Raw genomic sequence first — 26564 nt, 5'->3', positions numbered from 1 at the left:
GATAGGGGCGCCCCGGGACGGCCGGTACCGGTCAGGCCGTCGATCCGTACAGATTGATCTCGGCGGCGGAGGCGTACCCGGCCCCGTTCGTGGCGCGGGTGGTGCGCAGGCGTACCTGCCGGGCCGTGGTGGGCGTGAAGACCGCTGTCTTCACTGTGCTGCCGGCGCCGAAGGTGCCGGCGGTGACCTGGGTCCAGGTGGTGCCGTCGGTGCTGGTCAGGATCTGGTAGTCGGCGATGGTGCCGTTGGTGCCGCCGTCCTGGCGGGGTAGGTAGTCGAGCCTGTCGATGCGATGGTTGCCGCCGAGGTCGATGGTGATCTGGTGCGGCATGGCGGCGACCCCGCCGACGTAGCGGGTGTGCCAGATGGTGGCCGGGTTGCCGTCGATGGCGTTGGCGGCGACGCCGTTCTCGCCGACGGTCTCGACGCTGTCCGCCGTCGCTGTCCACCGGGTGCGGGGCAGTTGCGGGCTGCTGCCGCCGCCGATCGGCTCGTCGGTCGGGGTGGCCTGGAAGACGGCGACCTCGAACGGCGCGAGGGTGATGCTCACCGGTGCGGCCGGACCCGACACGAAGCCGCCGCGCCGCCCGTCACGCTCGGTGAACCGGTACCGCTGGTGGGTGCCACCGGGCAGCTCGAAGACCGTCTGCGGGTTGACGGTGAAGCTCTGCGCGGACGCCGACGGGTTGCGCAGCATCAGCATCCCCTTCGACGCGCCGGCCGAGGAGTTCCAGGCGGCAGTGCCGTAGACCGCCCCGGCGGCCGGGTCACCGCCGACCCAGTGCACGTCGCTGAGCAACCCCTGGTTGGCCCGTGCCCACCGGGCGTTGGCCGCCACGGTGTCCCAGAACCAGGCCGCGCCCGGCCGGTTCGCGTCGACCAGTGTGTTGCGGACGTACAGCTCCTGAAGGCTGAGCCCGAGCGCGAAATAGGCGCGGATGTCCTGCGACACCTCGGCCTGGACACTGGGCTTGGTCAGGTCGTAGTCGGCGGTGAACTGGGGTGTCCGGTCGGAGAAGATGATGCCGTGGTTCATCAGGCTCAGGATCGGAAACAGCGGGTTCTGTCTGGTGTTGTTGCGGAACGTCTCCGAGTCGCGGTAGTTGACGTAGCGCTGCTGCGCGCTGCCCGCGCCGACCAGGCCCGCGTCGTGCCCGTCACGCCAGATCGAGTCGGTGAACCACAACCAGTACGGCGACCCCCAGGTGCCGACCGTGGCGTTGACGAACACGTCCTTCTGGTGCGCGCGCAGGTCGCCGGTCAACCCGAGCAGGGCCTCGTAGTCGGCGATGTAGTTCGCGTTCGGGCCGGACTGGTAGAGCCCGCCGCCGATGCCGTCCAGCTTGAAGCCGCGTACCCCCTGGTTGTCCATCATGTCGAAGGCGACCGACCGGAACCGGTCGTAGTAGCGGTCGCCGCCGAGCTTGAACTGGCCGCCGCTGTGGGTTTCCAACCGCTGGTCGGCGGGTTTGCTCGCGTTGATGGCCTGGCGGGTGGCGGCGCTGGTGCCGTACCCGCCGAAGGGTGACATCCACACCGACATCGAGGCCCCGTACTGCGCGGCGGCGGCCTTCTGCGGCGCGAAGCCGGTGGGGAACTGGGTCGGGTCGAACGACCACACGTTCAGGTTCGTCTCGTCGACCCGGGGCGTACGCAGATAGTCCCAGCCGTCGTCGACCCAGAAGCTGTCGATGGTGGCCCCCCGGTTGCGCAGCTGGGTGCCGAACAGGTTGATGGCCCGGGTCAGCTCGGCGCTGTCGATGACCTCGCCGGGTGGTTTGAGGTCCAGCCAGCTCTGGTAGTGCAGGAACGTCCGCCGGTCGTGGGCCCGCTCGCGTTGCAGGTAGTACTGGAACGAGCGGCGTAGCTGCCCGGCCGGGGAGACACCGGTGGAGGCGGTGTAGACCCAGGACGTGCCGGCGGTGAGGTCACCGGCGCGGGGCACCGCGATGTCGACGGCGGACCCGTTCACAGTGGCCTTCGCCATCGGGTTCTCGATGCCGACGAACACCGTCTCGCTGCCGGCCGCGCCGTGCACCACCGGGCTGCCGTCGTCGCTGCCCAGCACCCGGGCGTTGGTGAGACCCAGTTCGACCAGGCGCACCGACGTCACGTCGAACGTGCCGGCCACCGAGCGCACGGTGAAGCTGTGCTGCACCGAGTTGGCCCCGCCGCGCAGCCGTACCTGCCACTGCACGTCGAGCGTCCGGGTGCCGCCGCCGTACCGGAAGGTGGTGGTCACCGCCTTGCCGGCGAAGCGTTCCGCCAGCCGTGCCGACCCGGCGTTCGCCGCCAGGTCGCTGACCACCGGACCGGCGGAGACGCTCGTGTTCGCCGCCGTGATGGTGCTGCCGTCGGCCAGGGTGAGGGTGAAGAGCCCGCGCAAGCTCATCGGGACTGTGGCGTTCGCGGCCCGGTTGTCGAACCGGGTCAGCGACACCGTGCTGCCCTGCACGCTCCACGTGCTCGACAGCGCCGCGTTGGCCAGTGTGAAGCTGCCGCCGGAGAGCGACGCCGTCGCCGCGCCCGGCTGGACACCGGGGAAGACCAGGCCGGCGGCGTCGGTGTAGGTCGGGTCCGCCGGGACCGCCGCGCCGGCCGGGGCCGGCTGGCCCCCGACCGTCGCGACGGCACCGGCGACCAGAGTCAGGACGATGGTGGGCACGACGAGCCGCCGTGGCCGTGGTGGGGATGGGGGTGGCAGTGGCGTGTCGTGCGGCATCGTGCCTCCATCGGTGGGTCAGGCGGTGGGGGTGCTCCAGCGCTGGTTGGCGCCGTTGGTGCACGGCCAGAGGATGAGGCGGGTGCCGTTGGCGGTCCCGCCGCCGTTGGCGTCGAGGCACTTGCCGCCGGTGCGGTAGCTGCTGGTGGCGGCGTCGTAGGTCCAGCGCTGGTACGTGGCGGTGGAACAGGTGCGGATCACGATCGCGGTGCCGTCGGTGAGGCTTCCGTTCGCCGGCTCCAGGCACTTGCCCAGTGCGGTGAGGGTGCCGTCGTTGCGGTGGGTCCACGTCTGGTTGGGCCCGCTGTTGCAGTCCCAGAGGTTCACCGAGGTGCCGTCGGTGGTGTTGCTGCCGGGGATGTCGACGCAGCGGCCACTGGCGGTGCCGGTGATGGCGCCCTTCTTCGGCCCGTAGACCTCGAACTCCCAGAGCGAGTAGCCGAAGGTGGTGGCCCGTTGCGTGCCCTGCATGCGCACGTACCGGGCGGTGGTGTTGAGGGCGTGTTCGTCCACCCCGCCGTCCCCGGCGGTGACGGTCACCGCCGTGGTCCAGGTGGTGCCGTTGGTGGAGGTCTGGATCTGGTACGCCCGCGCGTAGGCGGCCTCCCAGCGTAGTGCGACGCGGGACAGTTCCTGGCTGCTGCCGAGGTCGACCTGGATCCAGCTCGGGTCGGTGTAGGCCGACGACCAGCGGGTGCTGATGTCGCCGTCCACCGCCGCCGACGCCGGGAAGCTGGCCGTCTCGGTCGACGACGCGGTCACCGGGCGGTTGGTCGCCAGGTTGCCGGTCGCCACCGCCGGGCCGCCGGGAGCCCGACCGATGCGGTCGATGATCGGGGTGAAGGCGGTGTACGTGGCGACCGGCTTCGGTGAACCCCAGGTCTGCTGGGCGATGACGCGCAGGATGGTCCGGATGCCGGCGGCGATCTGGTCCTCGGTCTCCGCGTCCGGGTAGTCACACCAAATGTGCAGCACCGTGCCGAGGTTGCGGGACGGAGCGTTGACGGTGTTGTTGCCCTGGAAGCGCTCCGGGGTCCAGGTCTCGTACGCCCACGTCACGTTCGGCTTGCTGATGGCGGGGACGTAGTAGGTGGGATCCCACGCCTGGTTGGAGATGGTGTGCCCGCGGTCCAGCAGGGCCTGCGGGGTGATGCCGTAGTTGTACCAGACCTCGACGTGGATGTTGGACGCCGGCCGGATGGTGCCGTCGGTGCCGATGCCGTCGTTCCACATGCGGGTGGTCTTGCCGCCGGCGCGGACGATGTCGTTGGCCCAGTTGATGAAGCCGTAGTAGGTGTCCTTGGCGGTGGCGTTCGCCCCGTAGGTCGCGCGGGCGTACGTCAGCAGCTGCGGGTAGGCGGCGTAGTTGCCGACGTACTCGTCCGCGCCGATGTGCCAGTACCGGCCGGGGAACAGCGGCAGGAACTCGGTGATGAGGTCCCGGGTGAGGGTGTACGCGCCCGGCTTGGACAGGTCGAGGTAGTAGGGGTTGCGGTTGCCGTTGGTGTCGGCGAGTTGCAGGTCCGGGTGGTCGGCCAGGATGGCGTTCATGTGTCCCGGCATGTCGATCTCGGGAATGACCTCGATGTGGTACTGCGCGGCCAGGGCGATGAGGTCGCGGATCTGCTGTTTGGTGTAGTACTGCTCCGACACCACCTCCGGGTGGGTGGTGCTCTCCAACCGGAACCCGAACGTGTCGGACAGGTGCAGGTGCAGCCGGTTCATCTTCAGGTAGGCGAGCTCCTTGACGTGCCGGCGCAGCCAGTCGACAGTGAAGTACTTGCGTCCGACGTCGACCATCATGCCGCGTTCGGACTTGGTCGGGGCGTCGGTGGTCGTACCGGCCGGCACCGTGCTGGACTGCTTGAGCAGTTGCAGCACCGTCCGCGTGCCGTAGAAGGCGCCGGTGTCGGTCGAGCCCTGGATGGCGATGCTCGACCCGACGGTCATCGTGTAACCCTCGGCGGGTTGGCTGCCGCCCAGGGTCAGCCGGATGTCGCCGGTGGCCGCGGTTCCGGTGGTGACCGCGACGGTGCGGCCGGTCAGGTCCCGCAGGTCGGCGGCGAAGGTGGCCGCGTCGTCGTTGAGCTGGGCGGTGTAGGCGGGGTCGACAACGATGCGGGTGGCGGCCCCGAAGGTGTAGCTGCCGGTGCCCGCCGTCCACTGCTTCAGTGCCGGGATCACCTGGAGGTCACCCGGTACGGCCGAGGCCGGGGTGACCGCCGTGACCGGCACGGTCAGCAGTGCGGCGGCCAGTGCTCCCACCGCTCCGGTGACGCTGATACGTCGAAGACGCATGAACCGTTCCTCTCGGGAAAAGGGTTGGGAATCAGCAGGACGCCGGGTTGGCGGTGCTGTCGGTCGCGTACGCGGTGAGCGTCGCGATCTGCGGTACGCCGCGCGCGGCGGTGACCCGCAGCCGCAGCCGGTCACTCGTCACGGCGGTGGACAGCGCAACGATCCGCTTGTAGCCGACCGTCGCGGCGGCGGCGACCTGTTGCCAGCCCCCGTTGATCCAGGCGTCCACGGCGAACGCCTCGACGCGCTGGCCGTTGCCGACCGACTCCTGCACCAGGACCCGGTCGAACGTGCGGGCCCGGCAGGCCGTCAGCTCGACCGCGCCGGTGAGGGCGCCGCCCGAGGGCGACCAGGACGTGCCCAGGGCCGCGTCGGTGAGGGCGGCGTGGGTGCCGGTCGCACCCGCCTTGGCGAACAGCTCCCGGCCGTACCGGGCGCGTTGCGCGGTGCCGAACCCGTCGAGGGCGCTGACGTCCGGCGCGTCGATCACGCCGGCCCGGTTCGGCGGGACGTTGAGCAGCAGGTTGGCGTTGCGGCCCACCGCGTTCTCGTAGAGCTGCATCAGGGCGGCCGGCTGCTTGACCGAGCCGTTCTGGCCGGAGTGCCAGAACCAGCCGGGCCGGATCGACACGTCCGCCTCGGCCGGGTACCACGACAGGTAGGTGATCGAGCCCAGGTTGCGGCCGATCAGCGCGCTGGAACCCAGGTCACTCGACGCGGCACCGGTGAGCATGTCGTCGTCCCGGTTGAGCGCACCGGGATCGGTGCCCCGGAACGGCAGCGCGCTCCACTCGTCGGCCCGGAACGCCCCGGACTCGGAACCGACCCAGCGCACGTCCGGCCCGTTGATCGCGATCGTGGCGTTCGGTTGCAGGGCCCGGATCAGCCGGTACCAGTCACCGACCTGGTACGGCTGCGGGTACGCGGTGTACGGGTTGGCGCCGTCGAACCACACCTCGGCCATCGGCCCGTACTCGGTGAGCAGCTCGTAGAGCTGGTTGAGGAAGTAGGCGTTGTAGTCGTCGGCCTGGTACGCGTACGTCTGAGTCGGGGTGCGGGTGTCCCCGGCGACGAGCGTGGGGATGGTGACGCTCCGTTTGGCGCTGCCGTTGCCGAACCGGTCGCCACCGCGTCGGCCCGGGATCTCCGCGCCGTCGGCGGGGGAGAGGTAGAAGCCGACGGCGAGACCTGCCGCGCGGGCGGCGTCGACGGTGGCCCGCAGGATGTCGCTCTGGCTGGTACGACCCCACCAGGGGCTGCTGCGCACCGAGTGGGTGCTGTAGCGCGACGGGTAGAGCAGGAACCCGTCGTGGTGCTTGACGGTGAGGATGACCTGCTTGAACCCGTTGCGCTTGAGCACATCTATCCACTGGGCGGGGTTGACTGTCGTCGGGTTGAACTGGGCCGGGTCCTCGTTCCCGCTGCCCCACTCGACGTCGGTGAAGGTGTTCATGCCGTAGTGCAGGAACGCCGTCAGTTCCCGTTGCTGCCAGGCCAGTTGGGCGGCCGACGGGGTGACCTGGGCCGCCTTCTGCCGGATCCGGTCGAGGGTGTCGCACCGCTCGACGGTGATGACGGTGGCCGGGGTGACCGGGCCGCTGCTGCCCGGGTCGCCCGCGCAGCCGGGCGGCGGCGGGGTGCCCCCGCAGACCGGCGCGTCGAGCTGGAAGTCGACCGGACCGGCGGCGCCGGTCATCGTCGCGAGGGCGATGGCGTCCACAGTGCCGTGCCAGCCACGGTTACGGGTTCCGGCGTCGTTGCCGAAGGTCAGCAGGCCCTGCGAGGCGTTGGCCGCGGCCACCGGCGTGGTGACGGTGCTGCCCACCTGGCAGCCGTTGACGTACGCGACGAGCCGGGCCGCGGTGTCGCTCACGTACTCGTAGGCCAACGCCACGTGGGTGTCCTGCGTGTCGGCCAGGTTCGGCCCGCTCTGCCGGGTGTCGTGGTACGGCGCGTCCGGTCCGTACATACCGAACTCGGTGGTGGTCTGCGAGCCGCTGGCGTAGCGGTAGTAGCCCCCGCCGGCGAGGCTGAGCACCGTGTCGAAGCTCAGCGTGGCGGCGCTCTGGCGGCGTACCACCGCCTCGGCCAGCAGGCTCCGGTTGACGTACTTCGTGCTGGTCACCGGGATTCGTGGGGAGAACCCGACGCCGGTGCCACCCCCGGTGAGCGTGACGGCCGAACCGCTGATCGTCTCGCTGCCGGCCAGTCGGGTGAGCTGCCCGTCGACCAGCTCACCCGTCGACGGCGTGTAACCGGTGGTGGAGGTGAAGGTGCCGCTGAAGCCGACGTCGAGAAGCGGTTGGTAGTCGGCGGCGGCGACGCGCCACTGCTGGTTGGTGGCCGTGCCGCAGGGCCAGAGGATGACGGCGGTGTTGTTGGTGGTGCCGCCGCCGTTGGCGTCGAGGCAGGTGCCGGTGGCCTGGTTGCGCAGGGTTCTCGCGGTGGTGTCGTAGGTCCATCGTTGGTTGGTGGCGGTGCCGCAGGTGGTGATGGTCGCTGCGGCACCGTTGGTGGTGCTGGCGGCGGCGAGGCACTTGCCACGGTTACGGATGGTGTTGTCGGCCTCGCGGGTCCAGATCTGGTTGGTGGCGGCGGAGCAGTCCCAGAGGATGAGGGCGGTGCCGTCGGTGGTGGCACCGCCGGGCACGTCGACGCAGCGCCCACTGGCCACCCCCGTGATCGTGGCGTTCCCCGGGGCGGCGGCGGCCGGTGCCGCCGGTGGGGTGAGCTGGACCAGGCAGGTGGCGAGCACTGCCAGAGCGGCCAGGGCGGCACCGCTCGCGCGCGCGGGATGGCGGCGCAGGGTACGGGTCATGGTGGTGTCCTCTCCGGGAACGGGCAGGGAGGGGCGGTGCGGTTGGGTGGCGGCTGGGCCCGGCGCTACATCAGCCACTGCTGGTTGGTGGCGGTGGTGCAGGGCCAGAGGATGACGGCGGTGTTGTTGGTGGTGCCGCCGCCGTTGGCGTCGAGGCAGGTGCCGGTGGCCTGGTTGCGCAGGGTTCTCGCGGTGGTGTCGTACGTCCATCGTTGGCTGGTGGCGGTGCCGCAGGTGGTGATGGTTGCGGCGGCACCGTTGGTGGTGCTCGCGGCGGCGAGGCACTTGCCACGGTTACGGATGGTGTTGTCGGCCTCGCGGGTCCAGACCTGGTTGGCCGCTCCGGAGCAGTCCCACAGGATGAGGGCGGTCCCGTCGGCGGTGGCCGCACCCGGCACGTCGACGCAGCGTCCACTCGCCACACCGGCGATCGTGCCGGTCGCGGCCGTGGAGACGGCCTGGTAGCGGTGCCCGGCCACGGCTGTGAACGTCACCTGGCTGCCCGATCGGGTCACCGGCACGGTCTGGTTGGTGGTCAGGTCGACCAGCGACGCGGTCGCCAGCATCGGGTTACGAACCGTCAGGGTGCCGCCGCTGCCGGCGGTCAACGTGATCCGCGTGGCCAGCCGGTTGCGCCACTCGGTGTCCACAGTGACGTTGCCGCGTGCCCGCAGACCGCTGACCGAGCCGGTGGGCCAGGCCGCCGGCACGGCGGGCAGGACGTCAACGACGCCGTTCTGGCTCTGCAACAGCATCTCCGCCATTCCGGCGGTGGCCCCGAAGTTGCCGTCGATCTGGAACGGCGGGTGGGTGTCGAACAGGTTGGCGAGCGTGCTGCTCTTGAGCTGCTCGCTGAGCATCTTGTGGGCGTGGTCGCCGTCGAGCAGCCGAGCCCAGAAATTGATCTTCCAGGCCTTGCTCCAGCCGGTGCCACCGTCGCCGCGTGCGGTGAGGGACACCTTGGCGGCGTTAGCCAGGGCCGGGGTGGTCAGCGGCGAGATCTGCCGGCCCGGGTGCAGGGCGTACAGGTGCGAGACGTGCCGGTGGTCGTTCGTGGGGCTGTCCCAGTCCGCCTTCCACTCCTGCAACTGGCCCCAGGAACCGACCCGCAGGCCGGGGTCGAGCTTGCTCAGCGTGCTCTGCCACTGCGCCCGCAGCGTGGTGTCGACGCCGAGCGTGCTGCTCGCCTCGATGGTGTTGGTGAGCAGGTCCCACACGATCTGCTCGCTCATCGCCGCGCCGGCCGAGAAATCACCCTGCTCGGGCGAGTAGCTGGGCGTCACGACCAGTTTGCCGTCGCGCGGGTCGACCCGCAGGTTGGCCCGCCAGAACTCGGCGGCCTCCTTCATCGCCGGGTACGCCTGATCGCGCAGGAACGTGGTGTCGCGGGTGAAGCGGTAGTGCTCGTAGAGGTGCTGGCACAACCACGCGGCAGCCTCCGGGAACCAGAAGGCGGTGGCCCAGTCCTGCACGCCGGTGAAGCCGCACGGGTTGGTGCTGAGGTGGGTGACCCAGCCGGTCGTGCCGTAGATGTTCTGCGCGGTGGCCCGGCCGGGTGCCCGCAGCGCGTCGATGAAGTCGAACAGCGGCGTGGCGGTCTCGGTGAGGTTCGTGGTCTCCGCCGGCCAGTAGTTCATCTGGACGTTGATGTTGGTGTGGTAGTCGGCCTGCCAGGGCGGGTTGTTGGAGTTGTTCCAGATGCCCTGGAGGTTGGCCGGCAGCGAGCCACCGCGCGACGACGCGATGAGCAGATACCGGCCGAAGGAGAAGTACAGCGACTCCAGTGCCCGGTCCTGGGCCCGTCCGGCGGCGCCCGTGTACGCCGACCGCAGTTCGTCGGTCGGGATGTTCGGCATCTGCCCGCCCACGTTGAGCCGGACGCGGTCGAAGAGGTTCTTGTAGTCGGCGAGATGTGCCGTGCGCAGTGCCGTCCAGGTGGAGGCCGCCGCGCCGTCGACCGCCTGGGTGACCCGGCTGTGCGGGTCGGCGCCGCGGTAGGTGGGGTAGGTGTCGGCGTACGACGTCGCGGCGGACAGCACGATGAACGCCGAGTCGGCGCCGGTGACGGTGATCCGGTCGGTGCCGTCGGTCCGGGTGCCGCCGGTGGTCACCACCCGGTACTGGGTCTCGTGGATCAGCCCGTTGCCGGGCAGTGCGCCCCGGGTGGTGATCCGGCCGTTGGCCACCGTCACGGCGCTGCCGGACTGGGCCGAGACGGGACGCAGGACGAAGGAGACCTTCCCGGTCTGGCTGGCCGAGAGCCGGGAGGCGATCACGTTGCGCGGGTAGCTGGCGAAGTACTCCCGCTGGTAGGTCACCCCGCCGTGGGAGTACGCGACGCGGGCGGTGCCCTCGGCGAGGTCCAGCTCGCGTCGGTAGTCGCTCACGGTGGCCGGGGCGCCGGTCATGTCGAGGTACATGTCGGCGAGGTTCTGGTAGGAGCCGAACCCGGTCGCCGGTTGCCCGAGCGCGGTGGCGACCGCGCCGGGCGCCATCCGTCCGTCCCGGTCGATCTGGGCCTGCACGGCGGCCAGGGCTCCGGGCCGTGGTGACGTCCAGTTGCCGTGGTGGTATCCGGTGGCGCCGGGTCCACCCGTCCACAGGCTCTTCTCGTTGAGCTGAAGGCGTTCGGTCTGGACGCCCCCGAAGATCATGGCGCCGAGCGCGCCGTTGCCCACCGGCAGCGCGTTGCTCTCCCAGTTGGCGGCGGGTTCGTCGTACCAGAGCGCGAGGGCGGGGTCGCTGGCGGCGGCCCCGGCTGGAGCCGCGCTGACGGACACAGACGTCAGGCACGCGGCCACGAGAAGGGATGCGGCTGCGGCCCGCAGGACCGTCCGGAAACTGCCGGTCTCGAACATAGGGCCTCCTCTATGTGAGAGGAGTTAACATGGGATGTTTATTTTTGTCAATGGATCGGATTCGTCCACATGATGCGCTGACTTGCGGAGAGGCGGCGACCTTGACGGGCAGCCCGTCAGGTCATCTCGATCTGTTGCCGGATGGGCGAACACCTGGTACACATCAGATGTCGGAGGTCGTAGACGCGGAAACACCCGATGTTTGCGGGAGGCGGCTGGTCCTGTGGGTTGACCTGACCGGCCCCGGGGCGGGGGCCGGCGTCACGGCTTTCGACTGCCGATCTGCCTGCTCGCCGGCAGCTGCGGGCGGGGGCACCGCCGCGCGCGTCTGCCAGCTCAGGGTGTAATCCTCCCGGTCACGGCAACGGCTCACCCCTACCCGGAGGCAGCGATGGCGCTCACCGACGAGGCGATCGGCAAGATCAAGAACATGATCACCTCGGGCGAACTCGGCCCCGGCGATCGACTGCCCAAGGAGGCGGACCTGGCCCGCCGGCTCGGCCTGTCCCGCAACTCCCTACGGGAAGCGGTGAAGGCGCTGTCCATCATCCGTGTCCTGGACGTCCGCCAGGGCGACGGCACCTATGTCACCAGCCTCGCCCCACAGTTGCTGCTCGACATGCTCGGCTTCGTCGTGGATTTCCACCGCGACGACACCGTGCTGGAGTTCCTGGAGGTCCGGCGGATCCTCGAGCCCGCCGCCACGGCGTTGGCAGCGCAACGGATGGGTGCCGAGGCGATCGCCAACCTTCAGGCCGTCCTCGACGACGTCGGCGACACCAGCGACGTGGAGACGCTGGTCGCCAACGACCTGGAATTCCACCGCCAGATCGCCGTCGGCGCCGGAAACGCCGTGCTGTGCTCGCTGCTTGACGGGCTCTCCGGCTCCACCACCCGGGCCCGCATCTGGCGTGGTGTCACCCAGGAGGGCGCCGTCACCCGAACCCGTGAGCAGCACCAGGCGATCGTCGACGCGATCACGGCCGGGCAGGCCGATCTGGCGCGCTCCTGGGCCACAGTGCACGTCGCCGGTGTCGAGGAGTGGCTCCGCCGGGCACTGTGACCGATCCCGCTCGGTGCCGCGGCGATCCCGGCGCTGCGGTGACGGTTCGTCGAACGTCTCAGGGCGGCGACGGTCTCCTGTGTACGAGACACAGGGGACGGTGCGCCGCCGCTGGACCGCGGATGGACGGCGGGTGCCCGACGTCAGGCCCGCACGACGCGGGCGATGCTGGCCCGGATGGGCGCGTAGTGCTCGGCGATGGCAGCCTGCAGACGCGCCACGTCCCCGGCGGCGACCGCCTGCACGATCGCCCGGTGCCGCTGGGCGGTGATCAACCGGTCCTCCGGCTCGGTGCGCAGCGTCGGAGCGACGATGGCCTGCACCTGCCAGAACGCCTCGGTCAGCTGGAGGATCAGGTCGTTGCCGAGGGGTTCCAGCAGCTTCACGTGGAAGGCTCGGTCGACGTCGAGGAAGTCCATGCCCTGGGCGGCCAGGCTCTCCATCTCGTCGGCGAGCGCGGAGAGGGCGGCCTGGTGCTCGCTGTCGAGGACGGCGATGACCTGGGCCGCCAGCCCCTGTTCGAGGGTCTGCCGGACGTCGACGACCTGCCCCAGCACGTGATGGTCCTCCTCGCCGCTGAGCAGGCCGCGGAAGGTCAGGCCCTCCACGAGCGCGGCGAGGGACATGCGGCCGACGAAGGTGCCGTGCCCGTGCCGCACCTCGACGATGTCGAGGGCGGAGAGAATCTTGACGGCCTCGCGGACGCTTGAGCGGCTCGCGCCCACCGCCTCGCACAGCTCCGCCTCGGTGGGCAGGATGTCCCCCGGCTTGAGGCGGTTGCGCAGGATGTACTCCTTGATCTTGGCCCCCACCTCCTGCCGGCGGGGACCGGGGCGCTCCGCACCGCGTAGCGGGGATGCGTCAATGGTCGTCATCTGCCACTTGCCCTTCGTTCACGGATCTGACACGCTCACCCTATCGGCATCAGATGTCTGACGTCAGACCCCATTATCTTCGAATCCCTCAGCGCGAGCAGCACCGCGAGCGCATGAAGAGCCTATGGAGGCAGCTACGTGAGCACCACCATTGAGCCAAAGGAGAGTCGGCGCTGCCCCCCGCGCCGGCTCCGTTCGTTGGCAGTCGCGTCCACCGCGGCAACCCTCGCTCTCGGACTCGTCGCCTGCAGCGGCGGCCCGGCCTCGACCAACGCCGTCGAGGGAAGCGGGGGGAAGAAGTCCATCGAGACCACCCTCGCGTTCACCCTCTCTAGCGGGTTCGACCCGGGGAACGCCTCGTCGGCGGTGGCGACGGCGGTCAACCAGCACATCTTCGAGGGCCTGATCGATCTTGACCCGGTTACCCGGGAACCTTACCGCGCGCTCGCCAAGGAAGACCCGGTGGCCAGCGCCGACGGGCTCACCTACACGGTGGCGGTGCGCGACGGCGCCAAGTTCTCCGACGGCACCCCCGTCACCGCCGAGGACGTCGCCTGGTCCTTCACCCGCGTGCTGAAGCCGGCCGACCCCAAGGCCCCGCCGCTGATGCAGGGGTTCGTGTCGTTCATCGACTCGGTGACCGCCAAGGACGCGACGACGGCCGAGTTCAAGCTCAAGTACCCGTTCGCCCTGTTCGCCGAGCGGATCGCCGTCATCAAGGTGCTGCCGAAGGCGAAGACCGCCGACCCGGCCGCGTCGAAGGCGTTCGACACGGCGCCGATCGGCTCCGGCCCGTTCAAGCTGGACAGCGCGTCCAAGGAATCGGGCGTCAAGCTCAGCACGAACCCGAACTACAACGGCCCGCGTCCGGCCAAGGTCGAGACGATGACCTGGAACACCACCTCCGAGGCCTCCGCCAGGGTGTCGGACCTGCAGGGCGGTCGTGTCCAGGCCATCGAGTCGGTGCCGTACCTGAACGTCGACTCGCTCAAGGACAAGTACACCGTCGATGTGAAGCAGGCCTTCAACCAGGTCTTCCTCATGTTCAACTCGTCGGCGGCGCCGTTCAGTGACAAGCGGGTGCGCCAGGCGCTGCACTACGCGATCAACAAGGACGAGGTCATCAAGACCGCCCTCAACGGCTACGGCACCCCGGCGACGAGCTACCTGGACGAGGGCAACAAGGACTACCAGAAGGCCGCCACCGTCTACGACTACAACCTGGAGAAGGCCAAGAGCCTGCTTCAGGAGGCCGGTGTCACGAACCTGTCGTTCCAGCTCGACACCACCGACAACTCGGTAGTGAAGGACGTCGCGCCGCTGGTCATCGAGCAGTGGAAGAAGATCGGCGTCACCGCCAGCCTGAACACGGTGCCGTCCTCGGCCATCTACGGTGACATCGTTCCGAAGGACACCTTCCGGGTGCTGATGGCCACCGGTGACCCCAGCGTCTTCGGCGTCGACACCGACCTGCTGATGCGCTGGTTCTACTACGGCGAGACCTGGCCGGGGCAGCGTTACCGGTGGAGCGCCGCGGACCGTAAGGCCATGGCCGAGCTGCTCGACAAGGCGGCGCAGACCTCCGACGAGGCGGCCCGCAAGGCGCTGTGGAAGCAGGCCCTGGACAAGGTGGCCGACGAGGCCCCGCTGTACCCGATCCTGCACACCAAGGTCGTCACCGCGTACGACCCGGCGAAGCTCTCCGACTTCTCGGGCGCGGCGACCACCGGTCTGTACTTCCTGGGCTCCAGCCGAAAGGGCTGAGCTCCGCCTCGGGGGCCCGGACCCCGACCCCTCCGCGTCCCGCCCAGCCCCTGTCCCTCGGGCTGGGCGGGACGTCCCGGCGGCCCTCGACGAGAGAAAGACACCATGCTGAGCGTTCTGAGCCTGGTCACGCGACGACTCCTGACCCTGATACCGCTGGTGCTGGGCATCACGATCTTCGTATTCGTGATCATGCAGTTCTCCCCGATCGATCCCGCGCTGTCCGTCCTCGGTGACCAGGCGACCCCCGCACAGGTGGCCGCGTTCAAGGCCGCCAACGGGCTCGACGACCCGCTGCCCCTGCGCTACCTGCACTTCCTGGGTGACCTGCTCCGGGGTGATCTCGGCGTGACCTTCCCGCCGTCCGTCCCGGTCGCCGACAAGATCGCCACCGCGCTGCCGCTGACGATCCAGCTGACGGCCCTCGGGATCGTCGGCGCGCTGGTCATCGCGCTGGCCCTCGGTATCCCCGCCGCGCTGTACCGCGACCGCTGGCCCGACCAGGTCATCCGGTTCGTCTCGATGGCCGGCATCGCCATGCCGTCGTTCTGGCTCGCCCTCCTGCTCATCCAGGAGCTGTCGGTCCGCCGCCCCGTCTTCCCGACCGGTGGGTACGTCAACCCCGTCGACTCGTTCTCCCTCTGGTTGCAGTCCCTCGCCATGCCCGCGCTGGCGCTCGCCGTGCCGGTCGGCTGCTCACTGGCCAGAATCGTGCGCACGTCCATGGTCGAGGAGCTCGACAAGGACTACGTGCGTACCGCCATCGGCGCCGGGCTGCCGCCCCGCGTGGTGATCGGACGCAACGTGCTGCGCAACGCGCTCGTCAACCCGCTCACCGTGCTGGGCCTGCGGATCGGCTACCTGCTGGGCGGCACCGTCGTGATCGAGGCGATCTTCTCGTTGCCCGGCATGGGCACCCAGATCATGAGCGCGGTGCAGCAGAACGACACAGCCCTCGCGCAGGGCACCGTGCTGACCATCGCCATCTGCTTCGTCCTCGTGAACCTGGTGGTCGACATCCTCTACCTCTTCGCCAACCCTCGACTGCGCGGAGCCCACTGATGCGTCGCACACTCACCGCCCGGCTGTCGGCCCCCGGCATCGCCTTCAAACGGCTCAGCGTCACGGCCCGGATCGCACTGAGCTTCGTCCTGCTCATCGTCGTCGTGGGCATCTTCGCGCCGCTGATCCTGCGGCACGACCCCGCGCAGGCCGGGCTCGGTCCCGCGCTCACCGGGCCGAACGGTGACTACTGGTTCGGCCTGGACAAGCTCGGACGCGACGTGTTCTCGCGGCTGGTCGCCGGCACCCGACGGTCGTTGATCGTGGGCTTCGGCAGCGCCGGTATCGCCCTGGTGGTCGGCGCCATCCTGGGCGCGCTGGCCGGAACCAGCCGGCCCGCCGTCGACGAGGTGGTGATGCGCTGCCTCGACGTCGTCATGGCCTTCCCCGCCATCGTGCTCTCCGCCCTGCTGATCATCTCGTTCGGCAAGAACAGCCTCGTGGTCCTCGTGGTCGCGATCGGCTTCGTCTTCGTGCCGTCGATCGCGCGGATCGTGCGCGCCAACGTGCTCTCGCAGTACCGCGAGGACTACGTCGCGGCCGAACGGATCATCGGCGCGCGGCGACCGCACATCCTCTGGCGGCACATCCTGCGCAACTGCGCCGCCCCGATCCTCGTCTTCGTCACCGTCATGGTCGCCGACGCCATCGTGTTCGAGGCGTCGCTCTCCTTCATCGGTGGCGGGCTGGCACCCCAGGAGGCGGCGTCCTCGTGGGGCTCGGTGATCGCCTTCGGCAAGGAGATGGTCCAGATCGGTGGCTGGTGGGCCACGTTCTTCCCCGGCCTGCTGATCCTGCTCACCGTGCTCGCCCTGAACGTGCTCTCCGAGGGGATGTCCGACGCCTGGGCCGCCCCGGCGGCGCGGCGCGCCACCACCACGAAGAAGGGCGACGCGCAGGAGGAGGCGCAGCCCGGCTCCGGTGAGGTGGTGCAACTGCCCGGCCTGGCCGAGGCGGCGCAGCGGCTGCGCGAGCGGGCCCGCCCGCTCCCGCAGGGCGAGCCCGTCCTGGAGGTCCGCAACCTGTCGATCGGGTTCGAGGGGCGCCACCGCGGCGTCGACATCGTCGACGACCTGACCTTCGACGTGCGCCCCGGCGAGGTCCTCGGCCTGGTGGGGGAGTCCGGCTCCGGCAAGTCGCTGACCTCCCTCGCCGTGATGGGCCTGCTGCCGCAGGGCGCCCGGGTACGCGGCGAGGTCCGCTTCGCGGGCACCGACCTGCTGACGGTGAGCACCAAACGACGCCGTGCCCTGATGGGGCGCGAGATCGCGATGGTCTACCAGGACGCCCTCTCGGCGTTGAACCCGTCACTGCGCATCGGCCCCCAGCTCGCGCAGATGATCAGCCGTGGCGGCACCCGGTCGGCCCAGGAGCTGATGGAACTGGTCGGTCTGGACGCGCAGCGCACCCTGTCCGCGTACCCGCACGAACTCTCCGGTGGGCAGCGGCAGCGTGTCGTGATCGCGATGGCGCTGTCCCGGGACCCGCGGCTCATCATCGCCGACGAGCCGACCACCGCGCTCGACGTCACGGTCCAGGCGCAGGTCATGGAGCTGCTGCTGCGGCTGCGCGGCCAGCTCGGCTTCGCGCTGATCCTGGTCAGCCACGATCTCGCGCTGGTCAGCGACGTCGCGGACCGGGTCGTGGTGATGTACGGCGGGCAGATCGTCGAGAGCGGCGTCACCGCCGACGTGGTCGGCGCGCCGGCGCACCACTACGCGCGTGGACTTCTCGGTTCCGTGCTGTCCCTGGAGGCCGGCGCGGACCGGCTCACCCAGATCCGCGGTGTGGTGCCGTCGCCAGCCGACTTCCCGGCGGGGTGCCGGTTCGCCGACCGCTGCCCGATGGCCAGCGAGGTCTGCCGGGAACAGACGCCCCGGCTGGAGGGCGACGCCGCCCACCGGTACGCCTGCCACCACCCGGCCGTCACCGTCAGGGAAGAGGAGCTGACCCGATGAGCGCGTCCCACGAGTCGATCGTCGAACTGCGTGACGTGCACGTGGTCCACCGCACCCGAGGGGGTGGCCTGTTCGGCCGCGAGCGGGTGTACGCCCTCACCGGCGCGGACCTGAGCGTGCGTGCCGGCGAGACGATCGGCGTCGTCGGCGAGTCCGGCTGCGGCAAGTCCACGATGGCCAAGGTGCTGGTGGGCCTGCAACGGCCGACGAGCGGCACTGTCGCCTTCGCCGGCAAGGACGTGTGGTCGATGAGCGCGGCGGAACGCCGACTGCACATCGGCGCCGGCGTCGGCATGATCTTCCAGGATCCGGCCACGTCGCTGAACCGGCGGATGCCGGTCCGCGACATCCTGCGCGACCCGCTCGACGTGCACCGTCGCGGCACCCGCACCACCCGCGAGGAGCGGGTCAGGGAACTGATGGCTCTGGTGGGGCTGCCCCGGTCGGTCGCCGACGTGCTGCCCAGCCAGCTCTCCGGTGGCCAACGCCAGCGGGTGTCCATCGCGCGTGCCCTGGCCCTGGAGCCGGGGCTGGTCATCGCCGACGAGCCGACCAGCGCCCTCGACGTGTCGGTCCGGGCGCAGATCCTCAACCTGCTCCTGGACCTCAAGGAGCGGCTGAACCTGGCCATGGTCTTCGTCTCGCACGACATCCAGACGGTCAAGCGGATCAGTGACCGGGTGGTCACCATGTACCTCGGCCGGATCGTGGAGCAGACACCCGCCGCCGGGCTCCCCGAGGTCGCCCAGCACCCGTACACCCGGGCGCTCTTCTCCGCCACGCCGGGGCTGCTCTCGCCGCTCGACCCGATCCCGCTCGTCGGCCCCGTCCCGCTCGCGACCCGCCCGCCCACCGGCTGCCCGTTCCGCACCCGCTGCTGGAAGGCCACTGACGGCTGCGCCATCGAGATGCCACCACCCACGACGGGCGACGGTGGCGCCGGTTACCACGAGTTCCGGTGCTACCACCCCGTTCCCGCGGGATCCAGCAACGCCGAACTGGTCGAGCTCGCCCGAGCGTCGACCGGTCGCACCACCCCCCTACATGTCGAGGAGTCAGCGTGACCACCCCTGCCCCGCGGTTCGCCGGAGTCGTGCCGCCGGTCGTCACCCCCCTGACCGAGGAGGGCGCTGTCGACGTCGCCTCGCTTGAGCGGCTCGTCGAGCGGATGCTCGCCGCCGGCGTCGACGGCATCTTCGCCCTCGGCAGCTCCGGCGAGACGGTGTTCCTCACCGACAGTCAGCGGGACCAGGCTCTGGAAACCGTGGTGAAGACCGTCGGCGGGACCGTACCCGTCATCGCCGGGTGCATCGAGCCGACCACCCGTCGGGTGCTCGACCGGGCCGACGCGTCGACGCGGCTGGGTGTCGACGGGCTGGTGGCCACCGCCCCCTTCTACGCCATCGTCGGCCCGCACGAGGTCGAGCGGCACTTCCGGTCGCTCGCCGCGTCGGTCGAGCTGCCGCTGCTGGCGTACGACATTCCGGTCTGCGTGCACACCAAGCTGTCGCCGGGTCTGCTGAGCCGGCTCGCCGTGGAGGGCGTCCTCGCGGGCGTCAAGGATTCCAGCGGCGACGACGTCTCCTTCCGCCAGCTGGTGCTGTCCATCGCGGAACACGCGCCGGACGCCGGCTTCAGCCTGTTGACCGGCCACGAGGTGGTGGTCGACGCGATGATGCTCGCCGGTGCCTCCGGTTCCGTCCCCGGCCTGGGCAACGTGGACCCGGAGGGTTACGTGCGACTGCACCGGGCCTGCGTGGCCGCCGACTGGGACACCGCCCGCGCGGAGCAGGACCGACTGACCCGGTTGTTCCGGATCGTCGACGCTGCCGACCCGGCGACGGCGGCGGGGGCGACCCGGGGCGTGGGCGCGTTCAAGACCGCCCTGGCCCTGCTCGGCGTCATCGACAGCAACGCCGTGTCGCTTCCGCTCCGACCGCTCGACGCGGACGAGACGGCGCGGGTGCGGGGCCACCTGGAACTGGCGGGACTGCTCTAACCATGTCCGAGGTACGCACGCCCCCGGTTGTCGCCGCGCTCGACATCGGGGGCACCAAGACGGCCGCCGCCCTGGTGACCCGCCAGGGTGAGGTCGTCGACCGGATCACCGTCCCCACCCCCGGCCGGGCCGGGGCGACCGCCATCATCGACACCGCGGCCGACCTCGTCGCTCGGCTGCGGGCGAGGGCGACGGGAACCCGCGTCAGTGCGCTCGGCGTCGGCAGCGCCGGGGTGATCGACCACCGGACGGGTCGGGTGCTGTCGGCCACCGACGCCCTGGCCGGGTGGGCCGGCACCGACCTGAGCGGCCGGCTGCGGGCCCTGCTCGACCTGCCCGTCACCGCCATCAACGACGTGCACGCGCACGCCCTCGGCGAGGCGCGGCACGGCGCGGCGGCCGGCCACCAGACGCTGCTCCTCATCGCGGTCGGCACCGGTATCGGTGCCTCCTTCGTCGTCGAGGGCAGCGCGCTGACCGGTGCCCACTCCGCCGCCGGCCACGCCGGCCACCAACCCTCGCCGTACGCCGGGCGGTTGCGGTGCACCTGCGGCGGGCAGGGGCACCTGGAGGCGATCGCCTCCGGGCCCGGCCTGGCCGAGGAGTACGCGCGGCGGACCGGCCAGCCGGTCGGTGACCTGCGCGCGGTGGCCGTACGCGCGGCAGACGGCGACCCGATCGCCCGGGAGGTGGTCCTGCTGGGCGGGGCCGCCGTCGGCTCGGCGGTCGGCGGGCTGGTCAACATGCTCGACCCCGCTGTCGTCGTCATCGGCGGCGGTGTCGCCGGCCTCGGCGACGCCTGGTGGCAGGCGCTGCGCGACGCCGTACGGCGGGAGACGTTGCCCGTCCTGGACGACGTGCCCGTCCTGGCCTCGACCCTCGGATCGGACGCCCCACTTCTCGGCGCCGCCGCACTCGCCTGGGAGGGCACCGCATGAACACGCTGATCGCGCAGCTCCGGCACCGCCTCGTCGTCTCCTGCCAGGCGTACCCGGGCGAGCCGATGCGCAGCCCGGACACGATGCGCCGGGTGGCCCTCGCCGCCGCCCACGGGGGCGCCGCCGGCATCCGCGCCCAGGGCCTGGCGGACATCTCGGCCATCCGGGGGGCGGTCGACCTGCCACTGATCGGGCTGTGGAAGGACGGGGACGACGACGTCTTCATCACCCCCACGCTGGAGCACGCGCTGTCGGTGGCGCGGGCCGGCGCGCACATCGTCGCCCTCGACGGCACCGCGCGACCCCGGCCGGACGGCCGCACCCTCGCCGACACCATCGCCGCCGTCCACCAGCTGACCGGGGCTCTGGTGATGGCCGACTGTTCCACCCTCGCCGAGGGGATCGACGCCGCGGCGGCGGGTGCCGACCTGGTCGGCACCACCCTGTCCGGCTACACCGCGTACACCAGCAAGCAGCCCGGCCCGGACCTGGACCTGGTGGCCCGGCTCGCCAGCTCGGTCGACGTGCCGGTGGTCGCGGAGGGCCGGATCCACACACCGGCCCACGCGGCCCAGGCGCTGCGGGCCGGGGCGTGGACGGTGGTGGTGGGTACGGCGATCACCCATCCCAGCACCATCACCGGGTGGTTCGCGGCGGCGATGGCGAGCGTCGCACCCACCCCCACGAACATCTGACAATCCTGCTGCCGTGGAGGCCGAGCTGTGGCTTTGAGCGATCTCACCGTCGCCGACTGCTGGGCGTACCGACCCGACCTGACCGTCCCGGAGGACCTGCACGCGTTCTGGGAGCGGACGCTCGGTGCCGCCCCGGCCGCCGCGGCGACGTACGAGCCGGTCGACACCGGGCTCACCCAGATCCGCACCTTCTCCGTCACCGTTCCCGGCTTCGGCGGCGAGCCGGTGCACGGCTGGCTGCACCTGCCGGCGACCGCCACCGGGCCGCTGGCGTGCGTGGTCGAGTACCTCGGGTACGGCCGGGGCCGGGGCCTGCCGCACGAGAAGCTCTTCTGGGCCTCGGCGGGCTTCGCGCACCTCATCATGGACACCCGGGGGCAGGGCTGGAGTGCCGCGCCCGGCAGCACCGCCGATGCGCACCGGTACCCGGCGGGTACCGTTCCGGGGTTCCTCACCCGTGGGGTCACCAGCCCGGAGGACTTCTACTACCGCAGGCTGATCACCGACGCGGTCCGGTTCGCCCAGGCCGCCCAGGAGCATCCCGCCGTCGACCCCGACCGGGTCGTCGTCACCGGCATCAGCCAGGGAGGGGGCCTGTCGCTGGCGGTGGCCGCGTTGTTCCCGGGCGTGGCGGCGGTCATGCCCGACGTGCCGTTCCTGTGTGACTTCCCGCGCGCCGTGCGGGTCGCCACCGAGGGCCCCTACGGTGAGGTCGCCGAGTATCTCGCGCTGCACCGCGACCAGAGCGGCGAGGTGTTCCGCACGTTGTCGTACGTCGACGCCGCGGTGCTCGCACCCGGCGCGACAGCGCCCGCGCTGTTCTCCGTCGCGATGATGGACCGGATCTGCCCACCCTCGACCTGCTTCGCCGCCTACCACCGCTACGGGGGCGACAAGGACGTGCGCGTGTACGAGTTCAACGACCACGAGGGTGGCGAGGCGCACCAGCAGCTCGAACAGCTCGCCTGGCTGCACAAGCTCTTCGGCCGCTGAGGCGGTGGCCGGCGGCTGGTGTCAGCGCGGCTCCCACGCGTCGGGCAGCGCGGTGAGCTTGCGGACGTGCGCGGGCAGCCGACCGCTGACGATCTCGGCGAGGCTCACCTCGTCGACGACCCGCCGCACCGCCGCCCGGACGGCCACCCACAGGCCGGGCAGGTTCTCCGCCGAGCCTTCGTAGCGGGTCTCCTCCGGGCGCAGCCCGCGTACCCCGGCCAGGGGGCCCTCAACTGCGCGCAGCACCGCGCCGACCGTCACCTCACGGGGCGGGCGGGCGAGGGTGTAGCCGCCCTCGGCGCCGCGTTGGGCGCGGACGATGCCGGCCCGGCGCAGATCAGCCAGGACCGCCTCCAGGAACTTGCGGGGCATGTCCTGCTCCGCGGCGATGGCCTGGGTGGACAGCAGCGAGGGGTACGCGGTGGCGAGGCTCAACGCCGCCCGTACCGCGTAGTCGCCGCGCGCGGAGATCTGCACCCTGTCATCATGCCCGGCCGGTGACGCCCGGCCCTCCGGCGGGCGGCAGTGGTCTCATCGGGTGCTCACCGTTGGCGGAGTCACCGGCGCTGCCGAGGCGGAATCTGCCCCCGTTGGCGGCCGTCGACTCGGCCGGCGGTCGCTGTCGGATCACCCGATTGGCCGCCGGTTGGTCCCGTGCGGCCCGGAACGCGCCGGGGCTGACGCCGATTTCGCGGGTGAAGAAGCGGCCGAAGTTGGTGGGTTCGGAGAAGCCGAGCCGCCGGCCGATCTCGGCGATCGGCAGATCCGTGGTGGCGAGTAACCGGCCGGCCTGCAACGCGACCCGCTCGTCGATGACCTGCTTGGCGCTGCGCCCGGTGACGGCCAGGCAGGCCCGGGTCAGGGTCCGCACGGAGCAGCCCAGCTCGGCCGCGTAGTCCTCGACCCGCCGGGTGTGCGCATAGCCGTGCTCCACCTCGCGGCGGAACCGGTGAAACGTCTCGTCCTCGGGCCGCGACGACGGCCGGTCGGCGTGCGGCAGGGCCAGCCGCAGCAGCAGCACGGCCAGCTGGTGCCGGAGCAGCACGCGGGCGGTGGGACCGTCGGGGTGCCGCCGACAGTCCACCGCCAACTGGCTCACCTCGCTGATCACCGCGTCCTCGTCCTCACCGGCCAACTGCCGCCAGGTCGCGGTGGCGCTCAGGTCGACGTCGAAGTCGCGCAGCGCCTCGGGATCCCAGGCGACCACCGTGGCGTCGAACTGGGGGCCGGCGCAACGCAGCACCTGGCCGGGGCGGACCCGCAGCAGCGTGCCGGGCCGGCACAGCAGCAGGTGAAAGTCGAGCTCGGCGTCGCCGTGCCCGCGGGTGGTGAGAATCAACAGCTCCCGCTCGACGATCACCGGCCGACGCCAGCCCGGGTCGCCGGCAAGGTCGGCCAGCGCGAACGTGGCTATCTCGTCGGGCACGCGAGACGCCGCTCCGATCGATGGCGCGGGAGAGGGATCGGTGGAGACCATCGCCTGCGACGGTAGCCCGAACCGCAGGTCACCGCATCCCGGTCACCGTTCGGAGCGGAATCCGCGGTGTGTCCCGGGCTTGTCCCGGTCCTGGCGGCCGGGCTACGTTACCCGACGGTAGCGCCGCCGGTCCGCGGTCCACCCGGCACTCGCCGGTCACCCCGACCGGCCGGCGGCCCCCGCCGACTCGCGATGGGATGGGCATGACGCAGCTGTTCTCGGTCGAAGGTAAGACGGTCCTGGTCACCGGCGGGTCGCGGGGGATCGGGCTGATGATCGCCCAGGGTTTCGTCCGGGCCGGCGCGCACGTGATCATCTCGTCGCGTAAGGCGGACGTCTGCGAGGCGGTCGCCACCACCCTCTCCGCCGAGGGACGCTGCGAGGCCATCCCCGCCGACCTCAGCGACGACGCCGGCGCCGAGACGCTCGCCGCCGCCGTGCGCGAGCGCTTCGGTCGGCTCGACGTGCTGGTCAACAACGCGGGCGCGACCTGGGGCGCACCGCTGGAGGACTACCCCGAGGCCGCGTTCGACAAGCTCTGGGCGGTCAACGTCAAGGCCGTCTTCCGGCTCACCACCGCGCTGCTGCCGGCGCTGCGCGCCGCCGCCAGCGCCGACGACCCGGCCCGCGTGATCAACATCGGGTCGATCGACGGCATCCGGGTGCCGATGATGGAGGTGTACGCGTACTCGGCCACCAAGGCGGCCGTGCACATGCTCACCCGCAGCCTCGCCCACCAGCTCGCCGGCGAGCAGATCACCGTCAACGCGATAGCGCCCGGCCCGTTCGAGAGCAAGATGATGGCGTTCGCGCTCGACGACCCGGCGAGCCGGGCCGCCATCGAGCAGCAGGTGCCACTGGGCCGCATCGGACGCCCCGACGACATGGCCGGCACGGCCATCTACCTCTCGTCACGCGCCGGCGCGTACCTCACCGGCGCGGTCATCCCCGTCGACGGCGGCATCACCACGCACGGCTGAGCACCGGCCGACCCGGGGCGCGCTGTCCGCGTACCCGATGGGCGTGTGCCGGGGCCGCGCGGACTCGGCAGATCCGCGCGGCCCCGGTGTGGCCGGTGTTGCAGTTTTCGGTTGGTCAGCGACCGGCGAGCAGCCGGTTCACCGCCGTGTCGACGTCCAGGTGCTCGGCCTCACGGCCGCGCGGGACGACGACGTAGGTCCGTCGAAGGAAACGCACCAGGACGCTGCGCGGCACCTCGAAGAGGGCGTTGCCGTCCGGTGACGAGAGGGCCAGCGCGACGAAATCGCCGCGCGGTGTGGCCCAGGGCCAGACCCGCACATCCCCGATGCCGGCCGGCTCGTCCAGGCCGGTGACCAGAAGTTCGCGAGCGAACGACCAACTCACCGCCTCGCCCCCGGCCGATTCGGCATGGAACAGGACATGGACCGCATACGGGTCAGCAGGGTCGTAACGCAGACTGGCACGCACCGGCAAGGCGGTGGCGTCAGGTGCGACGAGCCTTAGCGACGTCTCGACCTCTACGGTCGTCGGTCGGATGACACTCATGGACGTTCTCCCCCCGGCACCGCTGCGGAACGCGCGTGTCCCGCTTTTCCCATACTCAGGTGCTACTCCTGGCTACGCTCCGCCATACGCTGACTTCACCCAGTGGTGGGAAGGGGGACGGAAAGGCCGCGTGAATGTGAGCATTCATGTAGGATTTCCGGTTCTGCCCAGTGCGTGATCCCGCCCGGCATCGGGTGGCTCAGTCGTCGACTTACTCCGGTAACGTCCAGTCGGCCGTTGCAGTGACGGGCCCGAGCGACACTGGGGGGTGAAATGGTGACGAAGCAATCCTCATTGGATGCGGCGGCGGCGCCCGGCCCGCCGAAAGTCGCGGTCCGAGCAGCCGAAAAGCGGGGGTACGGAGTGCCGATGAAGCAGCCCGAACGGGCCGGTCGGCCGGCGTCCGACGCCGGTCGTTCCGGTGGCGATGACGCCGGCGCCGGTCGTCGTGGTGGCGCCGGTGCGGATCGCGGCAGCGATGCCGGTGGCGGCGTCGTCGCCGTGCAGGACCCACCGCGCCGCCCCCGCTGGCGCGAGCGGATCTCACTGACCCTCGACCTCATCCGCGCCAACCCCACCGGCCGGATCGCCCTCAAGATCTTCATCGCGATCGCCGGGGCGCTGGTGGTGACCATCGGCATCGCCCTCATCCCGCTCCCCGGGCCGGGCTGGCTGCTGGTCATCGCCGGCCTGGGCATCTGGGCCGTCGAATACCACTGGGCCCGCCGGCTGCTCGGCTTCACCCGCCGCCACGTCCACGGCTGGACGCGCTGGGTGACGAGACAGTCGCTGGCGGTGCGACTCGTGCTCGGCTCCGTCGGCCTGGTCTTCGTGGCCACGGTGGTCTGGCTGTCCCTCAAGTACAGCCTCGGCATCGACGTGGTCGCCGAAGCGATGCGGTACCTCGCGACGCACTGACCCCGGATTTCCGGTCCGGTTCCACGATCGGGTAGAGTCACAGGCGCTGAGGGCGATTAGCTCAGTGGGAGAGCGCTTCGTTCACACCGAAGAGGTCGCTGGTTCGATACCAGCATCGCCCACTCTCAGTTCTCGCAAGTCAGAGGCCGCTTCCCGGGTTCGGGAGGTGGCCTTTCTGCTGTCGTACAGCAGCTAAGTACAGCAACCGGGGTGTGTGGCGCTGCCGGGAGGGCGGTGAACGTGACGGACGTGCTGAGGGTCCAAGACCTTCGCCGGGTGTGCGGCGTGCTGCTGGACATGGTGGAGGAGCGGTTCGGCGCGGAGATCGATCTTTCGGGGGTCGGTGTCGACCTCTACTGGAACGTCGACCTGGAGACCGCGTTCGAGCTGAGAGGCGATCCGGAATCGGGGATCGATGTCGGACAGAGTAGTGACGACGTGGCAGAGCTACAGGCACTGCTGCGCCGTCCGGCAGACGACGTGCCGGTGCTCTGGCACGACCTGCAACACCTCGCCGGAGTTCTGCGGCTGCTGGCCTACCTCGACCTGCCAGGCGTCAACGCGAGCGAAAGCTGAAGGAGCATCAGGTCACCGCTGCC

General features: G+C 70.8%; 20 protein-coding genes and 1 tRNA gene. 13 read left to right on the top strand and 8 right to left on the bottom strand.

Going from position 1 to position 26564, the window contains the following annotated elements:
- Positions 1–31 precede the first annotated feature (31 nt).
- The 4 genes from KBX26_RS15470 to KBX26_RS15455 form a co-directional block, all read right to left on the bottom strand.
- Entirely contained in the window at positions 32–2722 is a 2691-nt protein-coding gene (locus KBX26_RS15470) for a discoidin domain-containing protein (protein WP_030333648.1), read from the bottom strand.
- Positions 2723–2740: 18 nt separating this feature from the next.
- The gene (locus KBX26_RS15465) at positions 2741–5020 is read right to left on the bottom strand and encodes a family 20 glycosylhydrolase (protein ID WP_210865731.1); all 2280 of its coding nucleotides are present in this window, start codon (positions 5018–5020) and stop codon (positions 2741–2743) included.
- Positions 5021–5051: 31 nt separating this feature from the next.
- A complete protein-coding gene (locus tag KBX26_RS15460; RefSeq protein WP_210865730.1) occupies positions 5052–7838 on the bottom strand; it encodes an alpha-L-fucosidase in 2787 nt (928 codons plus the stop codon).
- Positions 7839–7903: 65 nt separating this feature from the next.
- Positions 7904–10618, bottom strand: coding sequence for a glycoside hydrolase N-terminal domain-containing protein (locus KBX26_RS15455; protein WP_307857820.1), 2715 nt, complete (start codon positions 10616–10618; stop codon positions 7904–7906).
- Positions 10619–11087: 469 nt separating this feature from the next.
- Here KBX26_RS15455 and KBX26_RS15450 point away from each other — a divergent pair, with 469 nt between their 5' ends.
- On the top strand, positions 11088–11759 hold the full coding sequence (locus tag KBX26_RS15450; RefSeq protein WP_030333654.1) for a FadR/GntR family transcriptional regulator: 672 nt from the start codon (positions 11088–11090) through the stop codon (positions 11757–11759).
- A gap of 143 nt (positions 11760–11902) precedes the next feature.
- Here the strand turns inward: KBX26_RS15450 and KBX26_RS15445 are convergent, their stop codons facing one another.
- The gene (locus KBX26_RS15445) at positions 11903–12634 is read right to left on the bottom strand and encodes a FadR/GntR family transcriptional regulator (RefSeq protein WP_030333656.1); all 732 of its coding nucleotides are present in this window, start codon (positions 12632–12634) and stop codon (positions 11903–11905) included.
- Between the two features lie 138 nt (positions 12635–12772).
- Here KBX26_RS15445 and KBX26_RS15440 point away from each other — a divergent pair, with 138 nt between their 5' ends.
- From KBX26_RS15440 to KBX26_RS15405, 8 genes are all read left to right on the top strand, one after another.
- Positions 12773–14398, top strand: a complete 1626-nt coding sequence (locus KBX26_RS15440) for an ABC transporter substrate-binding protein (protein ID WP_030333658.1) — start codon at positions 12773–12775, stop codon at positions 14396–14398.
- A gap of 105 nt (positions 14399–14503) precedes the next feature.
- The gene (locus tag KBX26_RS15435) at positions 14504–15460 is read left to right on the top strand and encodes an ABC transporter permease (protein ID WP_210865728.1); all 957 of its coding nucleotides are present in this window, start codon (positions 14504–14506) and stop codon (positions 15458–15460) included.
- Positions 15460–17418 (top strand): dipeptide/oligopeptide/nickel ABC transporter permease/ATP-binding protein, encoded by a 1959-nt coding sequence (locus tag KBX26_RS15430; protein ID WP_210865727.1) that lies wholly within the window; start codon positions 15460–15462, stop codon positions 17416–17418. The genes KBX26_RS15435 and KBX26_RS15430 overlap by 1 nt, the downstream gene beginning before the upstream one ends.
- Positions 17415–18482 (top strand): ABC transporter ATP-binding protein, encoded by a 1068-nt coding sequence (locus KBX26_RS15425; RefSeq protein ID WP_210865726.1) that lies wholly within the window; start codon positions 17415–17417, stop codon positions 18480–18482. Before KBX26_RS15430 ends, KBX26_RS15425 begins: the two co-directional genes overlap by 4 nt.
- The gene (locus tag KBX26_RS15420; protein ID WP_210863453.1) at positions 18479–19417 is read left to right on the top strand and encodes a dihydrodipicolinate synthase family protein; all 939 of its coding nucleotides are present in this window, start codon (positions 18479–18481) and stop codon (positions 19415–19417) included. Before KBX26_RS15425 ends, KBX26_RS15420 begins: the two co-directional genes overlap by 4 nt.
- Positions 19418–19419: 2 nt before the next feature.
- Positions 19420–20355, top strand: a complete 936-nt coding sequence (locus KBX26_RS15415; RefSeq protein WP_210865725.1) for an ROK family protein — start codon at positions 19420–19422, stop codon at positions 20353–20355.
- Complete coding sequence (locus KBX26_RS15410) at positions 20352–21050, top strand: N-acetylmannosamine-6-phosphate 2-epimerase (RefSeq protein WP_030333671.1); 699 nt, start codon at positions 20352–20354, stop codon at positions 21048–21050. Before KBX26_RS15415 ends, KBX26_RS15410 begins: the two co-directional genes overlap by 4 nt.
- Before the next feature lie 27 nt (positions 21051–21077).
- Positions 21078–22043, top strand: coding sequence for an acetylxylan esterase (locus tag KBX26_RS15405; RefSeq protein WP_210865724.1), 966 nt, complete (start codon positions 21078–21080; stop codon positions 22041–22043).
- Positions 22044–22064: 21 nt separating this feature from the next.
- Here KBX26_RS15405 and KBX26_RS15400 read toward each other — a convergent pair whose 3' ends face one another.
- Together KBX26_RS15400 and KBX26_RS15395 are read right to left on the bottom strand one after the other, a co-directional pair.
- Entirely contained in the window at positions 22065–22520 is a 456-nt protein-coding gene (locus KBX26_RS15400; protein ID WP_030333674.1) for an Rrf2 family transcriptional regulator, read from the bottom strand.
- A gap of 7 nt (positions 22521–22527) precedes the next feature.
- Positions 22528–23520, bottom strand: a complete 993-nt coding sequence (locus KBX26_RS15395; protein ID WP_210865723.1) for a helix-turn-helix transcriptional regulator — start codon at positions 23518–23520, stop codon at positions 22528–22530.
- 203 nt (positions 23521–23723) lie between these two features.
- Here KBX26_RS15395 and KBX26_RS15390 point away from each other — a divergent pair, with 203 nt between their 5' ends.
- On the top strand, positions 23724–24500 hold the full coding sequence (locus tag KBX26_RS15390; RefSeq protein ID WP_210865722.1) for a glucose 1-dehydrogenase: 777 nt from the start codon (positions 23724–23726) through the stop codon (positions 24498–24500).
- 115 nt (positions 24501–24615) lie between these two features.
- On the opposite strand, the gene KBX26_RS15385 is transcribed toward KBX26_RS15390, so the two are convergent.
- On the bottom strand, positions 24616–25047 hold the full coding sequence (locus KBX26_RS15385; RefSeq protein ID WP_007457244.1) for an SsgA family sporulation/cell division regulator: 432 nt from the start codon (positions 25045–25047) through the stop codon (positions 24616–24618).
- Between the two features lie 294 nt (positions 25048–25341).
- Between KBX26_RS15385 and KBX26_RS15380 the strand changes: the two genes are divergently transcribed.
- The 3 genes from KBX26_RS15380 (at position 25342) to KBX26_RS15370 (ending at position 26541) form a co-directional block, all read left to right on the top strand.
- Positions 25342–25965: a TIGR02611 family protein gene (locus KBX26_RS15380; RefSeq protein ID WP_374224296.1), complete on the top strand. Its 624-nt coding sequence runs from the start codon at positions 25342–25344 to the stop codon at positions 25963–25965.
- Between the two features lie 50 nt (positions 25966–26015).
- Positions 26016–26087 (top strand) — tRNA-Val (locus tag KBX26_RS15375).
- A 118-nt stretch (positions 26088–26205) separates the two neighbouring features.
- On the top strand, positions 26206–26541 hold the full coding sequence (locus KBX26_RS15370; protein ID WP_210865721.1) for a hypothetical protein: 336 nt from the start codon (positions 26206–26208) through the stop codon (positions 26539–26541).
- Positions 26542–26564 lie beyond the last annotated feature (23 nt).

The sequence above is a fragment of the Micromonospora sp. C97 genome, assembly GCF_018070385.1.
In the GTDB taxonomy this organism is placed as follows: Bacteria; Actinomycetota; Actinomycetes; order Mycobacteriales; family Micromonosporaceae; genus Micromonospora; species Micromonospora parva.
Note: the sequence above shows the minus strand (reverse complement) of the source record. Positions and strands in the feature narration are given on the sequence as shown.